Consider the following 25,601-nt stretch of genomic DNA (forward strand, 5'->3'; position numbering starts at 1 on the left):
GAAATGCTGGCGCGCATTGCTCCGGGACGCGGATTTAACTTCAGTGACGGTAAACAGCCGTTGGCGATGGCGCGTAAATCACTGACGGAAATGGCGGATTTGCTTAACCTGCAAAGCGCAGCAGAAACGCATTTAGCGCACTATGAAGACTTCATCCGCAGCATGAAACCCCGTTTTGTGAAGCGTGGTGCGCGCCCATTATTGCTGACGTCGCTTCTCGATCCGCGCCATATGCTGGTCTTCGGTCCAAACAGCTTGTTCCAGGAAATTCTCGATGAGTACGGCATCCCAAATGCCTGGCAAGGGGAAACTAACTTCTGGGGTAGCACTGCCGTCAGTATCGATCGTCTGGCGGCGTATAAAGATGTTGATATGTTGTGTTTTGATCACGGTAACAATAAGGACATGGAGGCGTTAATGGCGACGCCGCTGTGGCAGGCGATGCCGTTTGTCCGTGCAGGACGTTTTCAGCGCGTTCCGGCAGTCTGGTTCTATGGCGCGACGCTCTCGGCTATGCACTTTGTGCGTATTCTGGATAACGCCATTGGAGGTAAAGCGTGAGTAAGCGAATTGCGCTTTTCCCGGCGTTATTGTTGGCAATATTGGTGATTACCGCTGCGGCGTTAACCTGGGTGAACTTCTCACAGGCGCTGCCGCGTAGCCAGTGGGCGCAGGCCATCTGGTCGCCGGATATCGATGCTATTGAGCAGATGATTTTTCACTACAGCTTGCTGCCGCGTCTGGCGATTTCGTTGCTGGTTGGCGCAGGCCTGGGACTGGCGGGCGTACTGTTTCAGCAAGTGCTGCGTAACCCGCTGGCGGAACCGACGACGCTGGGCGTGGCAACAGGGGCGCAACTGGGGATTACCGTCACGACGCTCTGGGCGATCCCCGGCGCGATGGCAAGCCAGTTTGCCGCGCTGGCGGGAGCTTGTGTCGTTGGCTTAATCGTCTTTGGCGTCGCGTGGGGGAAACGGCTTTCGCCGGTAACGCTGATCCTCGCGGGGCTGGTAGTGAGCCTTTATTGCGGCGCAATCAATCAGTTACTGGTTATTTTCCACCACGACCAGTTGCAAAGCATGTTCCTGTGGAGCACCGGAACGCTGACGCAAACCGACTGGGGCGGCGTTGAGCGTTTATGGCCGCAGTTGCTGGGCGGCGTGATGCTGACGTTACTGCTACTTCGCCCGTTAACCCTGATGGGGCTTGATGATGGCGTGGCGCGCAATCTGGGGCTGGCCTTGTCGCTGGCGCGTCTGGCGGCGCTGTCGCTGGCGATAGTCATCAGTGCGCTGCTGGTGAACGCGGTGGGGATTATCGGTTTTATCGGGTTGTTCGCGCCACTGCTGGCAAAAATGCTGGGGGCGCGGCGACTGCTGCCACGGCTGATGCTGGCGTCGCTGATTGGGGCGCTAATTCTCTGGCTTTCCGATCAAATCATCCTCTGGCTGACTTGCGTGTGGATGGAAGTTTCCACTGGTTCGGTCACTGCACTGATTGGTGCGCCGCTGCTGTTGTGGTTGCTACCTCGTCTACGCAGTATTAGCGCGCCGAATATGAAAGTTAATGACCGGGTTGCGACTGAACGTCAACATGTGCTGGCGTTTGCTCTCGCTGGCGGCGTGCTGCTGCTGATTGCCGTAGTGGTGGCGCTGTCGTTTGGTCGTGACTCGCAAGGCTGGACGTGGGCGAGTGGTGCGCTACTTGAGGATTTAATGCCGTGGCGCTGGCCGCGAATTATGGCGGCGCTGTTTGCGGGCGTCATGCTGGCGGTAGCGGGATGTATTATTCAGCGGCTGACCGGAAATCCGATGGCAAGCCCGGAAGTGTTAGGGATTAGCTCCGGCGCGGCGTTTGGCGTGGTGTTGATGTTGTTTCTGGTGCCGGGTAATGCCTTTGGCTGGTTGCTGCCTGCGGGAAGCCTCGGTGCGGCGGTGACTTTGTTGATCATTATGATCGCCGCCGGGCGCGGTGGATTTTCTCCACACCGGATGCTGCTTGCGGGGATGGCGTTAAGCACTGCGTTTACCATGCTTTTGATGATGTTACAGGCGAGTGGTGATCCGCGAATGGCGCAAGTGCTGACCTGGATTTCCGGTTCGACCTATAACGCGACCGATGCGCAGGTCTGGCGCACCGGAATTGTGATGGTGATTTTGCTGGCGATTACCCCGCTGTGTCGCCGCTGGCTGACTATTTTACCGCTGGGTGGTGATACCGCGCGGGCCGTGGGGATGGCATTGACGCCGACGCGAGTTGCGTTGCTGCTACTGGCGGCCAGCCTGACAGCGACCGCGACAATGACCATCGGGCCGTTGAGTTTTGTTGGTTTAATGGCACCGCATATTGCGCGGATGATGGGATTTCGACGGACGATGCCGCACATTGTGATTTCGGCGCTGGTGGGTGGTTTGCTGCTGGTGTTCGCTGATTGGTGCGGGCGGATGGTACTGTTTCCGTTCCAGGTCCCGGCGGGGCTACTGTCGACGTTTATTGGCGCGCCGTATTTTATCTATTTGTTGAGAAAGCAAAGCCGTTAGTTTGCTTGCTGGCAAACGATGCCCGATGCGACGCTGGCGCGTCTTATCGGGCTTACAAACGGCTCTGAACAGCAGGCCGGATAAGGCGTTTACGCCGCATCCGGCAAGCAGTGCAGGATTACAATTTGGCAAACACCCGACGTGCTGCATCGATGGTGTTATTGATGTCTTCCATGCTGTGCGCCACGGACATAAAGCCCGCTTCAAACGCTGACGGCGCCAGGTAAACACCTTCATCCAGCATCATATGGAAGAAACGCTTAAAGCGTTCCACGTCACAGGCCATTACGTCCTGATAACACGTCACCGACTCGGCGTCAGTAAAGAAAATACCGAACATGCCGCCAACGTGATTTACCACCAGCGGAATTCCCGCTTCTTTAGCCGCTTCCAGCAGACCTTCTGCCAGACGTGTTGTCAGCTCATCCAGCGTTTCGTGAACGCCCGGCTGCGCCACTTCATTCAGACAAGCGAAACCTGCTGCCATCGCAATCGGGTTGCCGGAAAGCGTACCCGCCTGGTACACCGGACCGGTTGGGGCCAGCGCATCCATTACATCACGACGACCGCCAAACGCGCCTACCGGCATTCCGCCGCCGATAATTTTGCCCAGGCAGGTTAAATCCGGCACCACGCCGTAATAATCCTGCGCGCCAGCTAACGCCACACGGAAGCCGGTCATGACTTCATCGATGATCAGCAACGCGCCAAATTCGTCGCACAGCGCGCGCAGACCCGGCAGGAACTCTGGCAGCGGCGGAACACAGTTCATATTGCCTGCCACCGGTTCGACGATAATACAGGCAATATCTTGCGGGTACTGTTCGAACGCGGCTCGTACAGACGCCAGATCGTTATAAGTACAGGTTAATGTATGTTTGGCGAAATCTGCCGGAACGCCCGGTGAGTTTGGTTGACCTAAAGTGAGTGCGCCAGAACCGGCTTTCACCAGCAGGCAGTCGGCGTGACCGTGGTAACAACCTTCGAATTTAATGATTTTGTCGCGACCAGTAAAACCACGGGCCAGGCGGATGGCGCTCATTGTCGCTTCGGTACCGGAGTTCACCATGCGCACCATATCCATGGTCGGCACCAGTTCGGTGACCAGTGCTGCCATTTTCACTTCCATTTCGGTTGGCGCACCAAAACTCAGACCGCGTTCTGCGGCTTCAATTACCGCATTGCGGATTGCCGGATGGTTATGGCCCAGCACCATCGGCCCCCAGGAACCGACATAGTCGATATACGCTTTGCCATCAACATCGTACAGATAAGCGCCGTCCGCTTTTTCGATAAATAACGGAGTGCCGCCCACGCCAGTAAAGGCGCGAACAGGAGAGTTCACACCGCCAGGGATTAGCTCGCGCGCTGCGCTGTAAAGATTTTCAGACTTACTCATGGAGGGTTCCTGATTCGTAGAAAAAGTGAATGGCTGCTATTCTATGTTATTCATAACAAGTTAAATACTCGTCAAATCTCAGGTTGCCAGTGCTGCTGCAACCCGGATTCCTAAGAGTATAAAAGTTTTGCACGTTTGAAACATTACGCTTTGCAAAGGATTTTCATTGAGCGTGCGAGTAAAATGCCGTCATCTTATTTGTATGACTAATAAGTGATCATTGGATGAAAACTGATACTCCCTCTTATGAAATACCGCAGGCTGCACGTCTGCGACGCAGACAGCTGATTCGTCAACTTCTTGAACGCGATAAAACACCATTAGCCATTTTGTTTATGGCGGCGGTCGTTGGCACGCTTGTCGGGCTGGCGGCGGTTGCGTTTGACAAAGGTGTTGCCTGGTTGCAGAACCAACGTATGGGGGCGTTGGTACATGCTGCCGATAATTATCCTCTTTTGTTGACTGTCGCTTTTCTTGGTTCGGCAGTGCTGGCAATGTTCGGCTATTTTCTGGTACGTAAATACGCGCCGGAAGCTGGCGGTTCGGGTATCCCAGAAATTGAAGGGGCGCTGGAAGATCAACGCCCCGTTCGCTGGTGGCGCGTATTGCCGGTGAAATTCTTCGGGGGGCTGGGAACGCTGGGCGGCGGTATGGTGCTGGGGCGAGAAGGGCCAACCGTGCAGATTGGCGGTAACATTGGTCGCATGGTGCTTGATATTTTCCGCATGAAAGGTGATGAAGCGCGTCACACCTTGCTGGCAACCGGTGCAGCCGCGGGTCTGGCGGCGGCCTTTAACGCACCGCTGGCGGGTATCTTGTTTATTATCGAAGAGATGCGTCCGCAGTTTCGCTATACGCTGATTTCAATTAAAGCGGTATTTATTGGTGTCATTATGTCGACCATTATGTACCGTATTTTTAATCACGAAACGGCTCTGATTGACGTGGGGAAGCTTTCTGATGCTCCGCTCAATACGCTTTGGCTTTATCTGATCCTCGGGATTATTTTTGGCATCTTCGGCCCTGTTTTTAATAAATGGGTGCTGGGGATGCAGGATTTGCTGCACCGTGTACACGGCGGCAATATTACCAAATGGGTGCTAATGGGCGGTGTGATTGGCGGACTGTGCGGACTGCTTGGTTTTATCGCGCCTGTAACCTCGGGCGGCGGCTTTACCCTGATTCCAATCGCGACAGCGGGGAATTTCAGCGTGGGAATGTTGATATTCATCTTCGTTGCGCGCGTAATCACTACCTTACTCTGCTTCTCTTCAGGTGCGCCGGGGGGCATTTTCGCGCCGATGTTGGCGTTAGGCACGGTGCTGGGGACGGCATTCGGTATGGCCGCCGTAGAAGTGTTCCCGCAATATCACCTTGAAGCAGGAACGTTTGCGGTTGCCGGAATGGGGGCGTTACTGGCGGCATCTGTCCGCGCACCGTTGACCGGCATTATATTGGTACTTGAGATGACCGATAATTATCAGCTCATTTTGCCAATGATTATTACGGGGCTTGGCGCAACACTATTAGCACAATTTACCGGCGGGAAACCGCTATACTCGGCAATTCTTGCCCGTACGCTGGCAAAACAGGAAGTGGAACAGTTGGCGCGCAACAAGGCTGCACCTGCCGGCGAGAATACTTGAACGAAATACCAGGGTATTAGATAATGGCGAATATTATTGGGTTAGAATTTGCCCAATTGCCGATGTCGTTTGGAGCAAAATATGAGTGATGACGTAGCACTGCCGCTGGAGTTTACCGACGCAGCAGCCAACAAAGTTAAGAGTCTGATCGCTGATGAAGATAACCCGAATCTGAAGTTACGCGTGTATATCACCGGTGGTGGTTGTAGCGGCTTCCAGTACGGTTTCACCTTTGATGATCAGGTGAATGAAGGCGATATGACTATCGAGAAACAGGGCGTTGGCCTGGTGGTTGACCCAATGAGCCTGCAATATCTGGTGGGTGGTTCCGTTGACTACACCGAAGGTCTGGAAGGTTCGCGCTTCATCGTGAACAACCCGAATGCGAAAAGTACCTGCGGTTGCGGTTCTTCCTTCAGCATTTAACCTACTGATTAATATGCCGGCCAATCTGGTCGGCATATTTTCTCTCTTTAACGTCCGTTATCATCCAGCGCAAATGTCGGCAATTTCAGGCGCCAGCGGATAGCCGCCAGACGAATCAACAGCGTCACCACCATTCCCATCATACTGGCTGTGTCTAACGGCACGGAAAATGTGTAATAAGCCGTAGCGTGGACAATGCCGCCGATAATACAGGCCGTTGCGTAGATCTCTGTGCGGAAAATCATCGGGATTTCACGCGCCAGCACATCGCGGATAATCCCGCCGCCAACGCCCGTAATGACGCCCATACAAACCGCGATCAACGGCCCGGCTTCGGCATTAAAGGCTTTGTTGACGCCAATACCGACGAACACCGCCAGACCAACGGCGTCCAGCACTGGCAACATCCATTTTGGTAAGCGTCTTGGCTGGCGCACCAGAACGATAGTCAACATGCTGGTCACCATTGCGACGACCAGATCGGTGGGATCTTTTACCCAAAATACCGGGCCGTGATCCAGCGCCATGTCGCGAATTGTCCCGCCGCCTACTGCGGTAACCACGCCTAATACCAGGACGCCAAAAGGGTCCATACGCAATTTTCCGGCCAGTAAAACGCCGGAGATGGCAAATACCGCTGTGCCGACTATATCCAGCCAATAGACGAGCATTGTTCAATCCCCACTGAGCACCTGAAAAGGTCAGGCGCTAATCCACCTGTGAAAGCGCATTACAGAGTTGTTGTGCAGCGAGGATAATACGTGGGCTTGCACGTTCAAACCAGTCGCTTGTAAGAGGTATGACCGGAATTTTGAGCTGTTCGCCCCAGTATTGTTTGATTTTAGGAATTTGCTCCACTCCGCCAGCGATGACAATGGCTTGCGGGGCGCGTGCTAATACTTGTTCCCGGCTAACCTGCGGCCAGGGAACCCGGCTGTCTTTAAAGATGTTTTCTCCGCCGCAAACATCCAGAATCTGATTCTGAATCGACTCTTTTCCGCTGGTAAATGGTGGATTAATGCCGAACTGTAAGAAAACACGTTTTTTAGGTTTATCAGCGTATTGCGCTTTCAGTTGCGCATATTGTTCCAGCAACGTTTGCGCGGCTTTCCTGGCTTTGTCTGGTTGTGGACTCCAGGAAGCCAGTTGGCGTAACGCATCGGCAATTTGCTCAACGCTTGTTGCATCGACCCACATCACTTTTATGCCCAGCGAAGCCAGCTGGTCAACCTGCCGTTCGGCATTACCTCCGCGCCAGGCAACCACCAGATCGGGTTTCAGCGCTACGATGCGTTCCAGATTCATCCCCTGCCAGGTGGAAACTTGCTCAATTTTCTGCGCTTCTGGTGGATAGTCGGAATAACTACTGACTCCCACCGGGGTGATCCCGGCGGCAAAGGCCAGTTCAGTGTTAGCGGGGGAAAGCGTGATGACGCGCGGCGCGGCGTTGAGCCACAGCGGTACGAGAAAAGACAGGGCGACCAGCGCCCTGAACAGTGACTTAGCCATGAGCCAGTTTCTGCACCAGCGACTCAACCATCAGGCTGGACTGTTTAGCGGCAACCGCCAGGAACTCATCGAAGCTGAGATGAGACTGCTGATCGGCTACGTCGGAGATGGCGCGTACCACCACAAACGGCACGTTAAAATTGTGGCAGACGTGGGCAATAGCTGTTGCTTCCATCTCCACCGCAATGGCCTGTGGGAAGTTGTGGCGGATTTTCGCCAGCGCTACGGAGCCGTTGATGAAAGCGTCGCCGCTGACAATCAGACCGCGCACGGCGTTAAGATTCAGGTCGGCAATGCACGACTCGGCTGCCGCGATCAGTTTATCATCGGCCTTGAAGCCAGCCAGACAGCCAGGTAACTGACCGTATTCATAGCCAAACGCCGTAACATCTGCATCGTGGTAACGTGTTTCGTCAGAGACAACGATATCGCCCACTTTCAGTGTTGGCGCCAGACCGCCAGCGGAGCCCGTGTTAATAATCACATCTGGCTTGCAGTGCACCAGTAGCAGAGTCGCGCCCAGTGCCGCAGCGACTTTACCAATGCCTGATTTAAGTAATGCAACCTCGGTTCCATTCAGTTGGCCGGTGTAGATTTCGCAACCGCCCAGGCTGAGAGTTTGACGGTTTTCGATTTTGTCACGCAGTAGCGTAACTTCTTCTTCCATTGCACCAATGATGCCGATTTTCATAGATTTACTCGCGATAAGCCCGATTTGAAGGCATAGTTTACCATGCGCTTAAGGGGAAGCGTATTTCTCACGCGGGAGAGGACATGGCACAGATTGATTTCCGAAAAAAAATAAACTGGCATCGTCGTTATCGTTCGCCGCAAGGTATTAAAACGGAACATGAAATTCTGCGAATCTTTGAAAGCGATCGTGGACGTATTATCAACTCCCCGGCAATTCGTCGTTTGCAACAAAAGACCCAGGTTTTTCCGCTCGAGCGCAATGCTGCTGTGCGCACGCGTCTTACTCACTCTATGGAAGTACAGCAGGTGGGGCGTTATATCGCCAAAGAGATTTTAAGCCGACTGAAAGAGCTTAAATTGCTGGAGGCGTATGGGCTGGATGAACTGACTGGCCCCTTTGAAAGTATTGTCGAGATGTCATGTTTGATGCACGATATCGGCAATCCGCCGTTCGGTCATTTTGGTGAAGCGGCTATTAATGACTGGTTTCGCCAGCGTTTATTTCCTGGCGATGCCGAAAGCCAGCCGTTGACCGACGATCGCTGTAGTGTAGCCGCGTTGAGATTGAGGGAAGGGGAAGAGCCTCTCAACGAACTGCGACGAAAAATTCGTCAGGATTTGTGTCATTTTGAAGGCAATGCGCAAGGTATTCGTCTGGTGCATACACTGATGCGGATGAATCTCACCTGGGCGCAGGTTGGCGGTATTTTAAAATATACCCGCCCGGCGTGGTGGCGTGGCGATACACCTGCGACGCATAACTATTTAATGAAAAAGCCGGGCTATTACCTTTCTGAAGAACGCTATATTACTCGTTTACGTAAAGAACTTAATTTGGCGCTTTACAGTCGTTTCCCATTAACATGGATTATGGAAGCCGCTGACGACATCTCTTATTGTGTCGCCGACCTTGAAGATGCGGTAGAGAAAAGAATATTCACCGTCGAGCAGCTTTATCATCATTTGCATGAGGCGTGGGGCCAGCATGAGAAAGGTTCGCTCTTTGCGCAGGTGGTGGAAAATGCCTGGGAAAAATCACGTTCAAATAGCTTAAGCCACAGCACGGAAGATCAGTTTTTTATGTATTTACGGGTGAATAGCTTAAATAAACTGGTGCCCTATGCTGCGCAACGATTTATCGATAATTTGCCAGAGATATTTGCCGGAACCTTTAATCATGCACTGCTGGAGGATGCCAGCGAATGTAGCGATCTCCTGAAGTTATACAAAAATGTCGCTGTAAAACATGTGTTTAGCCATCCAGACGTTGAGCAGCTTGAGTTGCAAGGCTACCGGGTAATTAGTGGTTTATTAGAGATATATCGACCTTTGTTAAGTATGTCGTTATCAGATTTTAGCGAACTGGTCGAAAAAGAACGGGTGAAACGCTTTCCAATTGAATCGCGTTTATTCCATAAGCTCTCAACGCGCCATCGACTGGCCTATGTGGAGGCCATGAGTAAATTACCGTCAGATTCTCCTGAGTATCCGCTATGGGAATATTATTACCGTTGTCGTCTGCTACAGGATTATATTAGCGGTATGACCGACCTCTATGCGTGGGATGAATACCGACGTCTGATGGCGGTAGAACAATAACCAGGCTTTTGTAAAGACGAACAATAAATTTTTACTTTTTGCAGAAACTTTAGTTCGGAACTTCGCGCTATAAAACGAATCTGAAGAACACAGCAATTTTGCGTTATCTGTTAATCGAGACTGAAATACATGAAAAAAACCACATTAGCATTGAGTGCCCTTGCTCTGAGTTTAGGTTTGGCGTTATCTCCGCTCTCTGCGACAGCCGCGGAGACATCTTCTGCAACGTCAGCCCAGCAAATGCCGAGCCTTGCACCGATGCTCGAAAAGGTGATGCCTTCGGTGGTCAGCATTAACGTAGAAGGTAGCACAACCGTGAATACGCCGCGTATGCCGCGTAATTTCCAGCAGTTCTTCGGTGATGATTCCCCGTTCTGTCAGGACGGTTCTCCGTTCCAGAGCTCTCCGTTCTGCCAGGGCGGTCAAGGCGGTAATGGCGGGAGTCAACAACAGAAATTTATGGCGCTGGGCTCTGGCGTTATCATTGATGCCGATAAAGGCTATGTCGTTACTAATAACCATGTTGTTGATAACGCGACGGTAATTAAAGTTCAGCTTAGCGATGGTCGTAAGTTCGACGCGAAGATGGTGGGCAAAGATCCGCGCTCTGATATCGCGCTGATCCAGATCCAGAACCCGAAAAACCTGACCGCAATTAAGATGGCGGATTCTGATGCACTGCGTGTCGGTGATTACACTGTAGCAATTGGTAACCCGTTCGGCCTGGGCGAGACAGTAACTTCCGGGATTGTCTCTGCGCTGGGACGTAGCGGCCTGAACGCAGAAAACTACGAAAACTTCATCCAGACGGATGCGGCTATCAACCGGGGTAACTCCGGTGGTGCGCTGGTTAACCTGAACGGCGAACTGATTGGTATCAACACCGCGATCCTCGCACCGGACGGCGGAAACATCGGTATCGGTTTTGCTATCCCGAGCAACATGGTGAAAAACCTGACCTCGCAGATGGTGGAATACGGCCAGGTGAAACGTGGTGAATTGGGTATTATGGGCACTGAGCTGAACTCCGATCTGGCGAAAGCGATGAAAGTTGACGCCCAGCGCGGTGCTTTCGTAAGCCAGGTTCTGCCGAATTCTTCCGCCGCGAAAGCGGGTATTAAAGCGGGTGATGTGATCACCTCACTGAACGGTAAGCCAATCAGCAGCTTTGCCGCACTGCGTGCTCAGGTGGGCACTATGCCGGTAGGCAGCAAACTGACCCTGGGCTTACTGCGCGACGGGAAGCAGGTTAACGTGAACCTGGAACTTCAGCAGAGCAGCCAGAATCAGGTTGATTCCAGCACCATCTTCAACGGCATTGAAGGCGCTGAGATGAGCAACAAAGGCAAAGATCAGGGCGTGGTGGTGAACAACGTGAAAACGGGCACTCCGGCTGCGCAGATCGGCCTGAAGAAAGGTGATGTGATTATTGGCGCGAACCAGCAGGCAGTAAAAAACATCGCTGAACTGCGTAAAGTTCTCGACAGCAAACCGTCTGTTCTGGCGCTGAATATTCAGCGTGGCGACAGCACTATCTATCTGTTAATGCAGTAATCACTTTCAACCCCTTCCTGTTCAGGGAAGGGGTTCTCCTTATAATCTGTGAACTTCTCCACAACTCCATATATCTTCGTCGTCCTTTGGGCGTTTGCACAATGCCGCGCATTCCATACTTCCTTATGCTAAGCCATGCACAACGGAGGGCTTATGGCTGGCTGGCATCTTGATACCAAAATGGCGCAGGATATCGTGGCGCGCACCATGCGCATTATCGATACCAATATTAACGTGATGGATGCACGTGGGCGCATTATCGGCAGCGGCGATCGTGAGCGTATTGGTGAATTGCACGAAGGGGCTTTGTTGGTCCTTTCTCAGGGGCGGGTGGTCGATATTGACGATGCGGTGGCGCGGCATCTTCATGGTGTGCGACAGGGGATTAATCTGCCGTTGCGGTTGGAAGGCGAGATTGTCGGTGTGATCGGACTGACTGGCGAACCGGAGCATTGGCGCAAGTATGGCGAGCTGGTCTGTATGACAGCGGAAATGATGCTGGAGCAGTCGCGACTGATGCACCTTCTCGCACAGGATAGCCGTTTGCGTGAAGAGTTGGTGATGCATCTGATTCAGGCTGAAGAGAATACGCCAGCGTTAACTGAATGGTCGCAGCGCCTGGGTATTGATCTTAACCAACCGCGCGTGGTGGCGATTGTCGAGGTCGATAGCGGTCAGCTCGACGTGGACAGCGCAATGGCGGAGTTACAGCAGTTGCAAAATGCGTTAACCACACCGGAACGCAATAATCTGGTGGCGATAGTCTCGCTGACTGAAATAGTGGTGCTGAAACCGGCGTTGAATCAGTTTGGTCGCTGGGATGCGGAGGAGCATCGTAAACGAGTAGAACAACTTATCATCCGCATGAAAGAGTATGGCCCGCTGCGTTTTCGCGTGTCACTGGGCAATTATTTTACCGGTGCAGGCAGTATTGCACGCTCTTATCGTACGGCGAAAACAACGATGATGGTGGGCAAACACCGGATGCCGGAAAACCGCTGCTATTTTTATCAGGATCTGATGTTACCAGTGTTGCTCGATAGTTTGCGTGGCGACTGGCAGGCCAATGAATTGGCTCGCCCTCTGGCCCGGCTAAAAGCAATGGATAATAACGGCTTGTTGCGGCGGACATTGGCAGCATGGTTTCGTCATAATGTGCAACCGTCGGCAACCTCAAAGGCGCTGTTTATCCATCGTAATACCCTGGAATATCGACTTAATCGTATCTCGGAACTGACCAGGCTGGATTTGGACAATTTTGATGACAGACTGTTGCTGTATGTGGCGTTACAACTGGATGAAGAGCAGTAGGTCCATGACAGAATTTAAGCCGGGTGATATGTTACCCGGCTCCTGGAATGACATCATTTACGCGTCAGTTTTTCCAGATCGGCTTCAATCTCGCTGATCTTATTGGTTACTACCGATTCAAGATGGCGTAAATCGTCGAGGATTTTACGTTTTAGATCAACTTCGCTTCGGTCGCGCTGGCAGATTTGATCAAGCTCATCAATGATATATCGCAGATTCGGGCTGATCTCCTGAACCTCCTTATAACCCTGACCCACGCCATCGGCGACCACCGTTTTGCGCTGGCGCGGATATTTAAACTTCACGCTCTTAGCGAAAAACTCGCCTTTGTCTTTCTGGAAATAGATTTTCAGAATATCGTTGTTGGCTTCCTGCCGGAGGCTGTAACGATCAATTTCTTCAGGATTGGTAATACCCAGACTTTTCAGATTGTCGTACATAGCGTTACCTCAAAATGAGTCAGTAAATTGTGCTTATCTTAGCATTTGTCCTGGCCCGACCGGCTCGACGGCGATCGCAGAAAGCCTTTTTCCAGACTTCTATCATGGCGTAAAAATTAAAAAATTACCTGCTTTATTCTGATAAGAGAATTCGCTTTCTACACCAGCTCCAGTATTGTTACTTCCGGGCGGCAATTCAGACGCAAGCCATACAAACTTCCGACACCCCGAGTCGTGTAAATTTGTCGCTCACCAAAGGCGTTTAAACCAGCGGTGTAGCGTTTATCTTCTACGGGCGCAAAAGGTTCGCCAACCAACGGTATGTATATTTGACCGCCGTGAGTATGACCGCAGAGCATCAGATCCCACGCTTCATCACGCATGACTTCTTTGCTATCTGGATTATGCGCCAGCACCAGTCGTGACAGACCAGCTTCGCTGGTGGGAGGCGGTTTGCATTGTCCGGCCCATAAATCACCAGTGCCAACCAGTTCAAATTGCTGCTTCTGAGCGGAGATTAGCGTAGCTTCGTTAAATAACACCGTGATCCCCGCTGATTTTAACGCCTCGCCAATTACGCGATTTTTCTCCGTTCCCACGGGGTGATCGTGGTTGCCATAAATAGCGAACGTGGGTGCACGCTTGGCTAATGGCGAGAGTACGTCACTGAACGCTGGAAAATTCAGCGGCATATCAAATAATACGTAATCGCCGCCCAGCAAAATCAAGTCAGGCTTTTGTGCTATGCCAAGGTTAATGGCTTCTGAAATTAAGGTCAGCGGAACAAAGCGGGAATAATGGAGGTCGGCAAGAAAAAGAATTTTAAAAGACTGAGATTTGTCTTTAAAAAAGGCGATGCGGTGATGGGTTAATTCAAGCCAGCCTGGTTCCATGTAATGTATATAACCGAAACCAGATCCCGCTGCTAACGTCGCGGCGGCAACCTGCAACAAACGTCGGCGTGAAATCATTATCTGTCCCTGTAAAAAAATCGGGCAGCGTCGTGCTGCCCGTGTTTATCTTTTTAGTCGATGGTGCGCAGCAGTTCGTTGATGCCGACTTTGCCGCGGGTTTTCGCGTCAACTTTCTTAACGATAACCGCACAATAGAGGCTGTATTTACCATCTTTCGACGGTAGGTTGCCTGAAACAACCACAGAACCCGCTGGAACGCGGCCGTAATGGATTTCGCCAGTTTCACGGTCGTAAATACGGGTGCTTTGACCGATATATACGCCCATGGAAATGACGGAGCCTTCTTCGACGATCACGCCTTCAACGACTTCAGAGCGCGCGCCGATGAAACAGTTATCTTCAATGATGGTTGGGTTAGCCTGCAGCGGCTCCAGTACGCCACCAATGCCAACGCCGCCAGAGAGATGAACGTTTTTACCGATTTGCGCACAGGAACCGACGGTGGCCCAGGTATCAACCATGGTGCCTTCATCAACGTAAGCGCCAATGTTCACGTAAGACGGCATCAGTACGGTGTTACGGGCGATAAATGCCCCCTGACGCACTGCCGCTGGCGGTACTACGCGGAAACCTTCTTTCTGGAAACGCGCTTCGTCGTAGTTAGCGAATTTCATCGGCACTTTATCGAAGTAGCGGCTTTCTGCTCCCTCGACCATCTGATTATCATTTATACGGAAAGAGAGCAGCACCGCTTTTTTCAACCACTGATGCGTCACCCACTGACCGTCGATTTTTTCCGCAACACGCAGTGCGCCGGAATCCAGCATGGCGATCACCTGATTTACCGCCTCGCGGGTAACGGTGTCTGCGTTAGCTGGCGTGATTTCGGCACGGCGTTCAAAAGCGGTTTCAATAATGTTCTGTAACTGCTGCATTGTTAAACTCTTTTCATATCAGTAAACACATTACCCTTTATCGTTTGGATTGAGGGCCTCTGTCAACCGCTGATGCACTTCCTGCTGCAACTCGTTATTAAGCGCACGCCGGTCAGCGGTAGCAATTATGAATAAATCTTCTACTCGTTCGCCAATGGTTGTAATTCGGGCGCCATGAAGCGAAATTCCCAGATCGGCAAAAATTTTCCCCACCTGTGCCAGTAAGCCTGGCTGATCAAGCGCAATCAATTCGAGGAAGGATTTTCGCTCGGTATGCGTCGGCAAAAACGTTACTTCAGTTTCTACAGTAAAGTGACGTAATTTAGCGGGCTGGCGACGCGGCTGCGGTGGTTGCCAGGTGCTTTGTGTCAGTACCTGCTCAAGTCCATAACGAATAACGTCATGGCGATCGGTGGACAGCGGGCTGCCATCCGGCTCAAGAACAATGAAGGTATCCATCGCCATACCGTCACGGGTAGTGAATATTTGCGCGTCGTGAACGCTTAAATTGCGGCGGTCTAATTCGGCACAGACGGCGGCAAACAGATAGGGGCGGTCCGGGCTCCAGATAAAAATCTCGGTGCCTCCACGCGTAGCCTGCGGGCTAAGCAGTACCAGCGGTTTGCTTAAATCATGCTGTAATAAATGGCGTGCGTGCCAGGCCAGTTGATTTGGGCTATGACGGACAAAATAGTTAGCGCGACAGCGTGACCAAATTTGGTGCAGCGCCTCTTCGTCGATGTTATCCATGCGCAGTAGTGCCAGCGCCTGGAGTTGGTGATGGCGAACCCGTTCGCGCATATCCGGCGTGTTTTGCATTCCGCGTCGTAGTTGTTTTTCAGTGGCGAAATAGAGTTCGCGCAACAGACTCTGTTTCCAGCTATTCCACAATGTTTCGTTGGTGGCGCATATATCGGCTACCGTCAGGCATACCAGATAACGTAGACGATTTTCCGTTTGCATTTCTTTGGCGAACTGTTTAATCACTTCCGGGTCCTGGATATCGCGACGTTGGGCGGTTACGGACATCAGCAAGTGCTGGCGAACCAGCCAGGCAACCAGTTGCGTTTCACGTGAGTTCAGACCGTGCAGTTCGGCAAAATTCACTACATCTTGCGCCCCGAGAATGGAATGGTCGCCGCCGCGCCCTTTGGCGATATCGTGAAACAATGCGGCAATGAAAATCAGCTCCGGCGACGGCAGGCGTGGCCAGACATCCACACACAACGGATGGCGCTGGCGCGTTTCTTCACTGGCAAAAGTCTCCAGTTTCAACATCACGCGAACAGTATGTTCATCCACCGTGTACGCGTGAAACAGGTCAAACTGCATTTGCCCGACAATATGCGACCATTGCGGCATATAAGCGCCTAATACGCTGTGACGATGCATCGGCAACAGCCCGCGACGCACCGCGCCGGGGTGACGAAGAATGCTTAAAAACAGTTTTCGCGCTTCTGGAATATGGCAAAGCGGTTGTTGCAGATGGCGACGGGCATGGCGTAACTGGCGCAGTGTCGTGGAGTAAATACCGGTGATCGCGCTATTGCGCACCATGGTGTAGAACATTCGCAGGATGGCTTCCGGCTGGCGCATAAACAGCGTTTCATCGCGCAGGTCGATAAGTGTACCGCGTAGCTGAAATTCATCGTCAATCGGACGGGGTTTTTCGTCAGCGGGGAGCGCGAGAATAGCTTCATCGAACAGTTGCAGCAGCATTTGGTTGAGCTCGCTGACGCGACGCGTAACACGGAAGTAATCCTTCATCATCCGCTCGACCGGTTCGTTGCCTTCACCACTGTAATTCAGGCGCTGGGCGACGCTAAGCTGGCGATCGAATAACAGGCGATTATCGTAACGACTGACGACCAGATGCAGGGCAAAGCGAATACGCCACAAGATATGTAGACACTCGTTTAATTCCGCCCGTTCCGCTGAGGTTAAGAAGCCAAATCCAACCATCTCATCCAGCGAGGTCGCGCCAAAATGACGGCGAGCGACCCATTGCAGAGTGTGGATATCGCGCAAGCCGCCGGGGCTGCTTTTGATGTCTGGCTCAAGGTTGTAGCTGGTGCCGTGGTAACGCTGATGGCGCTGGTTCTGTTCTTCAACTTTCGCCGCGTAAAACTTATCGGACGGCCAGAAGCCTTCGCTGAAAATATGTTTTTGCAGTTCGAGGAATAACGCGACATCGCCAATTAATAAGCGAGATTCAATTAAGTTCGTGGCGACGGTTAAATCCGATAACCCTTCCAGCATGCACTCTTCAAGCGTGCGCACGCTATGACCGACTTCCAGCTTTACATCCCACAGCAGCGTTAACAGCTCGCCCACTTTTTGCGCCTGCTCATCCGGGAGTCTCTTACGGCTCAAAATTAGCAAATCGACGTCTGAAAGCGGATGCAGCTCGCCACGACCATAGCCACCGACGGCGACCAGCGCCAGATCGGCAATTTGACTGAAACCTGCTTCAATCCACAACCGTTGCAGGAGTTGGTCGATAAATTCAGTACGCGCTTCAATTAACTGTTCTGCGGAGATACCGCTGTCAAAAGCCTCGCCCAGCCAACGCTGAAAAGTATCGATACGGGCTTTTATCCCACAAACGGTTAATTCGTCACGAGGCCAGACACACGGATTCTGCGGTTGGCCGGGAAGGGTGGGGAGAGCGGTGTTTGCGTGCTGTTCTGGAAGGGTATTCATCGTGCGCCACCCATAAGATTAAATTATCGCATTAAAAAAGCCGGCATTTGCCGGCTTCCTCTTATTCGTTGTGCGAGATTATCGCCGGGATGGTGTCATCCTTGCGTAGTGTCAGAATTTCGCAGCCGTTATCGGTCACCACAATAGTATGCTCGTATTGTGCAGACAAGCTGCGATCTTTGGTTTTTACCGTCCAGCCATCTTTCATGGTGCGGATCTCTTTTTTACCCGCGTTGACCATTGGCTCAATAGTGAAGGTCATCCCCGGTTTCAGTACGACGTTGGTTTCGCGGGAGTCATAGTGAAGAACCTGTGGTTCTTCATGGAAGCCGCGACCAATACCGTGTCCGCAATATTCACGAACGACGGAGAAACCTTCAGCTTCGACAAATTTCTGAATCGCCGCACCGATTTCGCGCAGATTGATGCCTGGTTTCACCATTCGCAGTGCCAGGTACAGGCTTTCTTGCGTCACGCGACACAGGCGTTCGCCCATGATGGTTGGCTTACCGACGATAAACATTTTCGAGGTGTCGCCATGGAAACCATCTTTGATTACGGTAACGTCGATGTTAACGATATCGCCATCTTTCAGCAGTTTGGCGTCGTCCGGGATACCGTGGCATACCACTTCATTAATAGAGATGCACACGGATTTCGGATAACCGTGGTAGCCGAGGCAGGCAGAAACCGCGTGTTGTTCATTAACAATGTAATCATTACAGATGCGATCCAGCTCGCCGGTGCTGACGCCCGGTTTAACATACGGTTCGATCATCTCCAGCACTTCGGCAGCCAGTCGGCCAGCGACGCGCATTTTTTCGATATCTTCAGGGGGCTTGATTGAGATAGCCATTAATTCTGTCCATCAGCGTCGGTGATACCGACAATATATATGTAAGTGCCGTCAATGGTATCACACCCGGGCAAATTGAGAATCATTCTGAATTTCGCCAAACGTGCCACTGAACGTTTTCTATAATAGAAAGTTCACCATCTGATGCTGTACACCATGCCAACAATTATTGGAGTCCGCGGCGTATTTGTGGTATAAAGCGCGCCGGACTTCCGATCTATTTCGTATACACAGACTGGACGGAAGCGACAATCTCACTTTGTGTAACAACACACACGTATCGGCACATATTCCGGGGTGCCCTTTGGGGTCGGTAATATGGGATACGTGGAGGCATAACCCCAACTTTTATATAGAGGTTTTAATCATGGCAACTGTTTCCATGCGCGACATGCTCAAGGCTGGTGTTCACTTCGGTCACCAGACTCGTTACTGGAACCCGAAAATGAAGCCGTTCATCTTCGGTGCGCGTAACAAAGTTCACATCATCAACCTTGAGAAAACTGTACCGATGTTCAACGAAGCTCTGGCTGAACTGAACAAGATTGCTTCTCGCAAAGGTAAAATCCTTTTCGTTGGTACTAAACGCGCTGCAAGCGAAGCGGTGAAAGACGCTGCTCTGAGCTGCGACCAGTTCTTCGTGAACCATCGCTGGCTGGGCGGTATGCTGACTAACTGGAAAACCGTTCGTCAGTCCATCAAACGTCTGAAAGACCTGGAAACTCAGTCTCAGGACGGTACTTTCGACAAGCTGACCAAGAAAGAAGCGCTGATGCGCACTCGTGAGCTGGAGAAACTGGAAAACAGCCTGGGCGGTATCAAAGACATGGGCGGTCTGCCGGACGCTCTGTTTGTAATCGATGCTGACCACGAACACATTGCTATCAAAGAAGCAAACAACCTGGGTATTCCGGTATTTGCTATCGTTGATACCAACTCTGATCCGGACGGTGTTGACTTCGTTATCCCGGGTAACGACGACGCAATCCGTGCTGTGACCCTGTACCTGGGCGCTGTTGCTGCAACCGTACGTGAAGGCCGTTCTCAGGATCTGGCTTCTCAGGCGGAAGAAAGCTTCGTAGAAGCTGAGTAATAAGGCTTGATAACTCCCCCAAAATAGTTCGAGTTGCAGAAAGGCGGCAAGCTCGAGAATTCCCGGGAGCTTACATCAGTAAGTGAGCGGGATGAGCGAGCGAAGACAACGCATCTGCGGCGCGAAAGATGAAGGGGGAGAGCCCTTATAGACCAGGTAGTACACGTTTGGTTAGGGGGCCTGCATATGGCCCCCTTTTTCACTTTTATATCTGTGCGGTTTAATGCCGGGCAGATCACATCTCCGAGGATTTTAGAATGGCTGAAATTACCGCATCCCTGGTAAAAGAGCTGCGTGAGCGTACTGGCGCAGGCATGATGGATTGCAAAAAAGCACTGACTGAAGCTAACGGCGACATCGAGCTGGCAATCGAAAACATGCGTAAGTCCGGTGCTATTAAAGCAGCGAAAAAAGCAGGCAACGTTGCTGCTGACGGCGTGATCAAAACCAAAATCGACGGCAACTACGGCATCATTCTGGAAGTGAACTGCCAGACTGACTTCGTAGCAAAAGACGCTGGTTTCCAGGCGTTCGCAGACAAAGTTCTGGATGCAGCTGTTGCTGGCAAAATCACTGACGTTGAAGTTCTGAAAGCTCAGTTCGAAGAAGAGCGTGTTGCACTGGTTGCGAAAATCGGTGAAAACATCAACATTCGTCGTGTTGCTGCACTGGAAGGCGATGTTCTGGGTTCTTATCAGCACGGTGCGCGTATCGGCGTTCTGGTTGCTGCTAAAGGCGCTGACGAAGAGCTGGTTAAACACATCGCTATGCACGTTGCTGCCAGCAAGCCAGAATTCATCAAGCCGGAAGACGTATCCGCTGAAGTGGTAGAGAAAGAATACCAGGTTCAGCTGGACATCGCGATGCAGTCTGGTAAGCCGAAAGAAATCGCAGAGAAAATGGTTGAAGGCCGCATGAAGAAATTCACCGGCGAAGTTTCTCTGACCGGTCAGCCGTTCGTTATGGAACCGGCAAAAACTGTTGGTCAGCTGCTGAAAGAGCATAACGCTGAAGTGACTGGTTTCATCCGCTTCGAAGTGGGTGAAGGCATCGAGAAAGTTGAGACTGACTTTGCAGCAGAAGTTGCTGCGATGTCCAAGCAGTCTTAATTATCGAAAAGGAGCCGCCTGAGGGCGGCTTCTTTTTGCGCCCATCTTGTAAATTCAGCTAACCCTTATGGGGGGGCGCTGAAAAGCGACATACGATGTCGTCGGTATTAATTCATTTCAATCGTTGACAGTCTCAGGAAAGAAACATGGCTACCAATGCAAAACCCGTCTATAAACGCATTCTGCTTAAGTTGAGTGGCGAAGCTCTGCAGGGCACGGAAGGCTTCGGTATTGATGCAAGCATACTGGATCGCATGGCTCAGGAAATCAAAGAACTGGTTGAACTGGGTGTTCAGGTTGGTGTGGTGATTGGTGGGGGTAACCTGTTCCGTGGCGCTGGTCTGGCGAAAGCGGGTATGAACCGCGTTGTGGGCGACCACATGGGCATGCTGGCTACTGTTATGAACGGTCTGGCAATGCGTGATGCGCTGCACCGCGCCTATGTGAACGCTCGTCTGATGTCTGCTATTCCATTGAATGGCGTGTGCGACAGCTATAGCTGGGCAGAAGCCATCAGCCTGTTGCGTAACAACCGTGTGGTGATTCTCTCCGCCGGTACGGGCAACCCATTCTTTACCACCGACTCTGCTGCTTGTCTGCGTGGTATTGAAATTGAAGCCGACGTGGTACTGAAAGCGACCAAAGTTGATGGCGTGTTTACCGCTGACCCGGCGAAAGATCCAACTGCAACTATGTACGAGCAGTTGACCTACAGCGAAGTGCTGGAAAAAGAGCTGAAAGTGATGGACCTGGCTGCCTTTACGCTGGCTCGTGACCACAAATTGCCGATTCGTGTTTTCAACATGAATAAACCGGGTGCGCTGCGCCGTGTGGTAATGGGTGAAAAAGAAGGGACTTTAATCACGGAATAATTCCCGTGATGGATAAATAAGGGTAAGATTCCGCGTAAGTATCGCGGGGCGTAAGTCTGATTATAAGGTGTTATTGTTGCAGGCAGTTTGGTCACGGCCAGCGCGCAGCAAACAAAAGTACGTGAGGATTATGCGTTCTTCGGGTCGCCCTGAAGGGCGTTCAACATTCTTAAGCGTTTGGTGCGAGCACAGCCTGGGGCCAAAATGGCAAATAAAATAGCCTAATAATCCAGACGATTACCCGTAATATGTTTAATCAGGGCTATACTTAGCACACTTCCACTGTGTGTGACTGTCTGGTCTGACTGAGACAAGTTTTCAAGGATTCGTAACGTGATTAGCGATATCAGAAAAGATGCTGAAGTACGCATGGACAAATGCGTAGAAGCGTTCAAAACCCAAATCAGCAAAATACGCACGGGTCGTGCTTCTCCCAGCCTGCTGGATGGCATTGTCGTGGAATATTACGGCACGCCGACGCCGCTGCGTCAGCTGGCAAGCGTAACGGTAGAAGATTCCCGTACTCTGAAAATCAACGTGTTTGATCGTTCAATGTCTGCGGCCGTTGAAAAAGCGATTATGGCGTCCGATCTCGGCCTGAACCCGAACTCTGCGGGTAGCGACATTCGTGTTCCGCTGCCGCCGCTGACGGAAGAACGTCGTAAAGATCTGACCAAAATCGTTCGTGGTGAAGCAGAACAAGCGCGTGTTGCAGTCCGTAACGTGCGCCGTGACGCGAACGACAAAGTGAAAGCACTGTTGAAAGAAAAAGAGATCAGCGAAGATGACGATCGCCGTTCTCAGGATGATGTACAGAAACTGACTGATGCTGCAATCAAGAAAATTGAAGCGGCGCTGGCAGACAAAGAAGCAGAACTGATGCAGTTCTGATTTCTTACACGACAAAAACGCCGCTCAGTAGATCCTTGCGGATCGGCTGGCGGCGTTTTGCTTTTTATTCTGTCTCAACGTTGGATGTTTCATGAAGCAACTCACCATTCTGGGCTCAACCGGCTCGATTGGTTGCAGCACGCTGGACGTGGTGCGCCATAATCCCGAACACTTCCGCGTAGTTGCGCTGGTGGCAGGCAAAAATGTCACTCGTATGGTAGAACAGTGCCTGGAATTCTCTCCGCGCTATGCCGTAATGGATGATGAGGCGAGTGCAAATCTTCTCAAAACGACGCTCCGACAACACGGTAGCCGCACTGAAGTCTTAAGCGGCCAGCAAGCAGCCTGCGATATGGCGGCGCTTGAGGATGTTGATCAAGTGATGGCGGCGATTGTTGGCGCAGCGGGATTACTTCCTACACTTGCAGCCATCCGCGCGGGTAAAACTATTTTGCTGGCAAACAAGGAGTCATTGGTTACCTGCGGACGTCTGTTTATGGACGCGGTAAAACAATGTAAAGCTCAACTTTTGCCTGTCGATAGCGAACATAACGCTATTTTTCAGAGTTTACCGCAACCTATCCAGCATAATCTGGGATACGCTGACCTTGCGCAAAATGGGGTGGTGTCCATTTTACTTACCGGGTCTGGTGGCCCTTTCCGTGAGACGCCATTGTGCGAACTGGCAACAATGACGCCCGATCAAGCCTGCCGTCATCCAAACTGGTCGATGGGACGTAAAATCTCCGTCGATTCGGCGACCATGATGAACAAAGGTCTCGAGTACATTGAAGCGCGTTGGTTGTTTAACGCCAGCGCCAGCCAGATGGAAGTGCTGCTTCACCCGCAGTCAGTGATTCACTCTATGGTGCGTTATCAGGATGGCAGTGTTCTGGCGCAACTGGGAGAACCTGACATGCGCACGCCAATTGCCCACACCATGGCATGGCCGAATCGTGTGAATTCTGGCGTGAAGCCGCTCGATTTTTGCAAGCTGAGCGCATTGACATTTGCCGCACCGGATTATGAGCGTTATCCGTGCCTGAAACTGGCTATGGAAGCGTTCGAACAAGGCCAGGCAGCGACCACCGCATTAAATGCCGCAAACGAAATCACCGTTGCAGCATTTCTTGCGCAACAAATCCGCTTTACGGATATCGCTGCGTTGAATTTATCCGTTCTGGAAAAAATGGATCTGCGCGAACCGCAATGTGTGGAAGATGTGTTGTCTGTCGATGCCAGTGCGCGTGATGTCGCCAGAAAAGAGGTGATGCGTCTCGCAAGCTGAGGATAATCCGGCTACAGAGAGTCGTGCTATTTGTTAGCGTAGGGCTTCAGTGATATAGTCTGCGCCATCTGATCCTAATTAGTCGGCTTTATAAGATCAGATATGCCGTGGTTTGACACGGCTTTTTTTTGTATAGGCTTCAGTATTCCTGAGTACCGTAAACCCTGTCAGGGAATAAGAAACGCGTGATGTTGTCTGCTACTCAACCACTTAGCGAAAAAATGCCAGCTCATGGCTGTCGTCATGTTGCGATCATTATGGATGGCAATGGTCGCTGGGCAAAAAAGCAAGGGAAGATTCGTGCCTTTGGGCATAAGGCCGGGGCAAAATCCGTCCGCCGGGCTGTCTCTTTTGCGGCCAACAACGGTATTGAGGCGCTAACGCTGTATGCCTTTAGTAGTGAAAACTGGAACCGACCAGCGCAGGAAGTCAGTGCGTTAATGGAACTGTTTGTGTGGGCGCTCGATAGCGAAGTAAAAAGCCTGCACCGACATAACGTGCGTCTGCGTATTATTGGCGATACCAGTCGTTTTAACTCGCGTTTGCAAGAACGTATTCGTAAATCTGAAGCGTTAACTGCCGGGAATACGGGCCTGACGCTGAATATTGCAGCGAACTACGGTGGACGCTGGGATATCGTCCAGGGAGTCAGGCAACTGGCTGAAAAGGTGCAGCAAGGAAACCTGCAACCGGCTCAGATAGATGAAGATATGCTCAACCAGCATGTCTGTATGCATGAACTGGCCCCTGTAGATTTAGTAATTAGGACTGGGGGAGAACATCGCATTAGTAACTTTTTGCTTTGGCAAATTGCCTATGCCGAACTTTACTTTACGGATGTTCTCTGGCCCGATTTCGATGAACAAGACTTTGAAGGGGCGCTAAATGCCTTTGCTAATCGAGAGCGTCGTTTCGGCGGCACCGAGCCCGGTGATGAAACAGCCTGATGGGGGTCGCTTTTGCTGAAGTATCGCCTGATTTCTGCTTTTGTTTTAATACCCGTTGTCATCGCGGCGTTGTTTCTGTTGCCGCCGGTGGGGTTCGCCATTGTTACGTTGGTTGTCAGTATGTTGGCGGCATGGGAATGGGGACAGCTTAGCGGTTTTACCACTCGCTCGCAGCGAGTTTGGCTGGCGTTGTTGTGCGGTTTATTACTAGCGCTGATGCTTTTTCTGTTGCCGGAATATCACCGAAATATTCATCAACTGCTGGTTGAAGCCTCGCTTTGGGCATCGCTTGGCTGGTGGGGTGTCGCATTACTGTTGGTGTTATTCTATCCCGGTTCCGCGGCGATCTGGCGTAACTCCAGAACGTTGCGCATTATCTTTGGCATATTAACCATTGTTCCCTTCTTTTGGGGCATGCTGGCATTACGGGCCTGGCACTATGACGAAAATCATTACAGTGGCGCGATATGGTTGCTCTATGTCATGATCCTGGTTTGGGGGGCTGATTCCGGGGCATATATGTTTGGCAAATTATTTGGCAAACATAAGCTGGCGCCGAAGGTTTCTCCGGGCAAAACCTGGCAGGGCTTTATCGGTGGACTTGCTACCGCAGCAGTCATCTCATGGGGTTATGGGATGTGGGCGAATCTCGATGTTGCGCCTGTCACCTTGCTCATTTGCTCCATTGTCGCAGCGTTAGCCTCTGTGCTCGGTGATTTGACCGAGAGCATGTTTAAGCGTGAAGCAGGAATCAAGGACAGCGGTCATTTAATTCCAGGACACGGCGGTATTTTAGATCGTATTGATAGCCTGACGGCTGCGGTGCCGGTCTTTGCTTGCCTGTTGTTGTTGGTATTCAAGACGCTTTAACGGAAG

The 25,601-nt window shown here is 51.7% G+C and carries 25 protein-coding genes; 16 read left to right on the forward strand and 9 right to left on the reverse strand.

Going from position 1 to position 25,601, the window contains the following annotated elements; genetic code table 11:
* On the forward strand, positions 1-561 hold a 561-nt coding region (fhuD, locus tag EA14781_RS05920), incomplete at its 5' end, for a Fe(3+)-hydroxamate ABC transporter substrate-binding protein FhuD (RefSeq protein WP_042335453.1).
* On the forward strand, positions 558-2,540 hold the full coding sequence (fhuB, locus tag EA14781_RS05925; protein WP_000044012.1) for a Fe(3+)-hydroxamate ABC transporter permease FhuB: 1,983 nt from the start codon (positions 558-560) through the stop codon (positions 2,538-2,540). The genes fhuD and fhuB, both read left to right, overlap by 4 nt.
* Positions 2,541-2,658: 118 nt before the next feature.
* Here fhuB and hemL read toward each other — a convergent pair whose 3' ends face one another.
* Positions 2,659-3,939: a glutamate-1-semialdehyde 2,1-aminomutase gene (gene hemL, locus EA14781_RS05930; RefSeq protein ID WP_000045243.1), complete on the reverse strand. Its 1,281-nt coding sequence runs from the start codon at positions 3,937-3,939 to the stop codon at positions 2,659-2,661.
* A gap of 165 nt (positions 3,940-4,104) precedes the next feature.
* On the opposite strand from hemL, the gene yadX reads away from it, so the two are divergent.
* The 4 genes from yadX to erpA are packed head-to-tail and all read left to right on the forward strand — an operon-like array spanning position 4,105 to position 6,011.
* Positions 4,105-4,149: a hypothetical protein gene (yadX, locus tag EA14781_RS25415; RefSeq protein WP_212736864.1), complete on the forward strand. Its 45-nt coding sequence runs from the start codon at positions 4,105-4,107 to the stop codon at positions 4,147-4,149.
* A gap of 14 nt (positions 4,150-4,163) precedes the next feature.
* Entirely contained in the window at positions 4,164-5,585 is a 1,422-nt protein-coding gene (gene clcA / locus EA14781_RS05935) for a H(+)/Cl(-) exchange transporter ClcA (RefSeq protein WP_000845421.1), read from the forward strand.
* Positions 5,586-5,608: 23 nt separating this feature from the next.
* Entirely contained in the window at positions 5,609-5,674 is a 66-nt protein-coding gene (gene yadW / locus EA14781_RS24680; protein ID WP_123057734.1) for a small protein YadW, read from the forward strand.
* Positions 5,667-6,011, forward strand: a complete 345-nt coding sequence (gene erpA, locus EA14781_RS05940; RefSeq protein WP_002430292.1) for an iron-sulfur cluster insertion protein ErpA — start codon at positions 5,667-5,669, stop codon at positions 6,009-6,011. The genes yadW and erpA overlap by 8 nt, the downstream gene beginning before the upstream one ends.
* A gap of 47 nt (positions 6,012-6,058) precedes the next feature.
* On the opposite strand, the gene EA14781_RS05945 is transcribed toward erpA, so the two are convergent.
* Genes EA14781_RS05945 through mtnN form a run of 3 tightly spaced genes read right to left on the reverse strand, consistent with a single transcriptional unit; the run spans position 6,059 to position 8,211 of the window.
* The gene (locus EA14781_RS05945) at positions 6,059-6,682 is read right to left on the reverse strand and encodes a TRIC cation channel family protein (protein WP_000964217.1); all 624 of its coding nucleotides are present in this window, start codon (positions 6,680-6,682) and stop codon (positions 6,059-6,061) included.
* A 37-nt stretch (positions 6,683-6,719) separates the two neighbouring features.
* The gene (gene btuF, locus EA14781_RS05950; RefSeq protein ID WP_002430291.1) at positions 6,720-7,520 is read right to left on the reverse strand and encodes a vitamin B12 ABC transporter substrate-binding protein BtuF; all 801 of its coding nucleotides are present in this window, start codon (positions 7,518-7,520) and stop codon (positions 6,720-6,722) included.
* A complete protein-coding gene (gene mtnN, locus EA14781_RS05955; protein WP_000689859.1) occupies positions 7,513-8,211 on the reverse strand; it encodes a 5'-methylthioadenosine/S-adenosylhomocysteine nucleosidase in 699 nt (232 codons plus the stop codon). Before mtnN ends, btuF begins: the two co-directional genes overlap by 8 nt.
* Before the next feature lie 83 nt (positions 8,212-8,294).
* Here mtnN and dgt point away from each other — a divergent pair, with 83 nt between their 5' ends.
* The 3 genes from dgt (at position 8,295) to cdaR (ending at position 12,677) form a co-directional block, all read left to right on the forward strand.
* Positions 8,295-9,812: a dGTPase gene (gene dgt / locus EA14781_RS05960; RefSeq protein ID WP_000057057.1), complete on the forward strand. Its 1,518-nt coding sequence runs from the start codon at positions 8,295-8,297 to the stop codon at positions 9,810-9,812.
* Between the two features lie 129 nt (positions 9,813-9,941).
* Positions 9,942-11,366 (forward strand): serine endoprotease DegP, encoded by a 1,425-nt coding sequence (degP, locus tag EA14781_RS05965; RefSeq protein WP_000753933.1) that lies wholly within the window; start codon positions 9,942-9,944, stop codon positions 11,364-11,366.
* Positions 11,367-11,519: 153 nt separating this feature from the next.
* Positions 11,520-12,677, forward strand: coding sequence for a DNA-binding transcriptional regulator CdaR (gene cdaR, locus EA14781_RS05970; protein WP_000929424.1), 1,158 nt, complete (start codon positions 11,520-11,522; stop codon positions 12,675-12,677).
* 53 nt (positions 12,678-12,730) lie between these two features.
* Here cdaR and EA14781_RS05975 read toward each other — a convergent pair whose 3' ends face one another.
* The 5 genes from EA14781_RS05975 to map form a co-directional block, all read right to left on the reverse strand.
* Positions 12,731-13,117, reverse strand: coding sequence for a DUF3461 family protein (locus EA14781_RS05975; protein WP_000272188.1), 387 nt, complete (start codon positions 13,115-13,117; stop codon positions 12,731-12,733).
* 158 nt (positions 13,118-13,275) lie between these two features.
* A complete protein-coding gene (gene yaeI / locus EA14781_RS05980) occupies positions 13,276-14,088 on the reverse strand; it encodes a phosphodiesterase YaeI (protein WP_000625640.1) in 813 nt (270 codons plus the stop codon).
* A gap of 53 nt (positions 14,089-14,141) precedes the next feature.
* Positions 14,142-14,966 (reverse strand): 2,3,4,5-tetrahydropyridine-2,6-dicarboxylate N-succinyltransferase, encoded by an 825-nt coding sequence (dapD, locus tag EA14781_RS05985; protein ID WP_001186661.1) that lies wholly within the window; start codon positions 14,964-14,966, stop codon positions 14,142-14,144.
* Between the two features lie 30 nt (positions 14,967-14,996).
* A complete protein-coding gene (gene glnD / locus EA14781_RS05990) occupies positions 14,997-17,669 on the reverse strand; it encodes a bifunctional uridylyltransferase/uridylyl-removing protein GlnD (RefSeq protein WP_001094529.1) in 2,673 nt (890 codons plus the stop codon).
* A 61-nt stretch (positions 17,670-17,730) separates the two neighbouring features.
* The gene (gene map, locus EA14781_RS05995) at positions 17,731-18,525 is read right to left on the reverse strand and encodes a type I methionyl aminopeptidase (RefSeq protein ID WP_001008090.1); all 795 of its coding nucleotides are present in this window, start codon (positions 18,523-18,525) and stop codon (positions 17,731-17,733) included.
* Positions 18,526-18,892: 367 nt separating this feature from the next.
* Between map and rpsB the strand changes: the two genes are divergently transcribed.
* The 7 genes from rpsB (at position 18,893) to cdsA (ending at position 25,595) form a co-directional block, all read left to right on the forward strand.
* Entirely contained in the window at positions 18,893-19,618 is a 726-nt protein-coding gene (rpsB, locus tag EA14781_RS06000) for a 30S ribosomal protein S2 (RefSeq protein ID WP_000246882.1), read from the forward strand.
* Positions 19,619-19,875: 257 nt separating this feature from the next.
* Positions 19,876-20,727, forward strand: a complete 852-nt coding sequence (gene tsf, locus EA14781_RS06005) for a translation elongation factor Ts (protein ID WP_000818112.1) — start codon at positions 19,876-19,878, stop codon at positions 20,725-20,727.
* 146 nt (positions 20,728-20,873) lie between these two features.
* On the forward strand, positions 20,874-21,599 hold the full coding sequence (gene pyrH, locus EA14781_RS06010) for a UMP kinase (protein ID WP_000224577.1): 726 nt from the start codon (positions 20,874-20,876) through the stop codon (positions 21,597-21,599).
* Positions 21,600-21,932: 333 nt separating this feature from the next.
* The gene (gene frr, locus EA14781_RS06015; RefSeq protein ID WP_000622416.1) at positions 21,933-22,490 is read left to right on the forward strand and encodes a ribosome recycling factor; all 558 of its coding nucleotides are present in this window, start codon (positions 21,933-21,935) and stop codon (positions 22,488-22,490) included.
* A gap of 91 nt (positions 22,491-22,581) precedes the next feature.
* Entirely contained in the window at positions 22,582-23,778 is a 1,197-nt protein-coding gene (ispC, locus tag EA14781_RS06020; RefSeq protein WP_000811947.1) for a 1-deoxy-D-xylulose-5-phosphate reductoisomerase, read from the forward strand.
* A gap of 188 nt (positions 23,779-23,966) precedes the next feature.
* Positions 23,967-24,725: a (2E,6E)-farnesyl-diphosphate-specific ditrans,polycis-undecaprenyl-diphosphate synthase gene (gene ispU / locus EA14781_RS06025; RefSeq protein ID WP_010338877.1), complete on the forward strand. Its 759-nt coding sequence runs from the start codon at positions 23,967-23,969 to the stop codon at positions 24,723-24,725.
* A 12-nt stretch (positions 24,726-24,737) separates the two neighbouring features.
* Entirely contained in the window at positions 24,738-25,595 is an 858-nt protein-coding gene (gene cdsA, locus EA14781_RS06030; protein WP_000922458.1) for a phosphatidate cytidylyltransferase, read from the forward strand.
* The last annotated feature ends 6 nt before the right edge of the window (positions 25,596-25,601 follow it).

Origin of the sequence: Escherichia albertii NBRC 107761 = DSM 17582 (assembly GCF_000759775.1) — a bacterium.
GTDB classification, from domain to species: Bacteria; Pseudomonadota; Gammaproteobacteria; order Enterobacterales; family Enterobacteriaceae; genus Escherichia; species Escherichia albertii.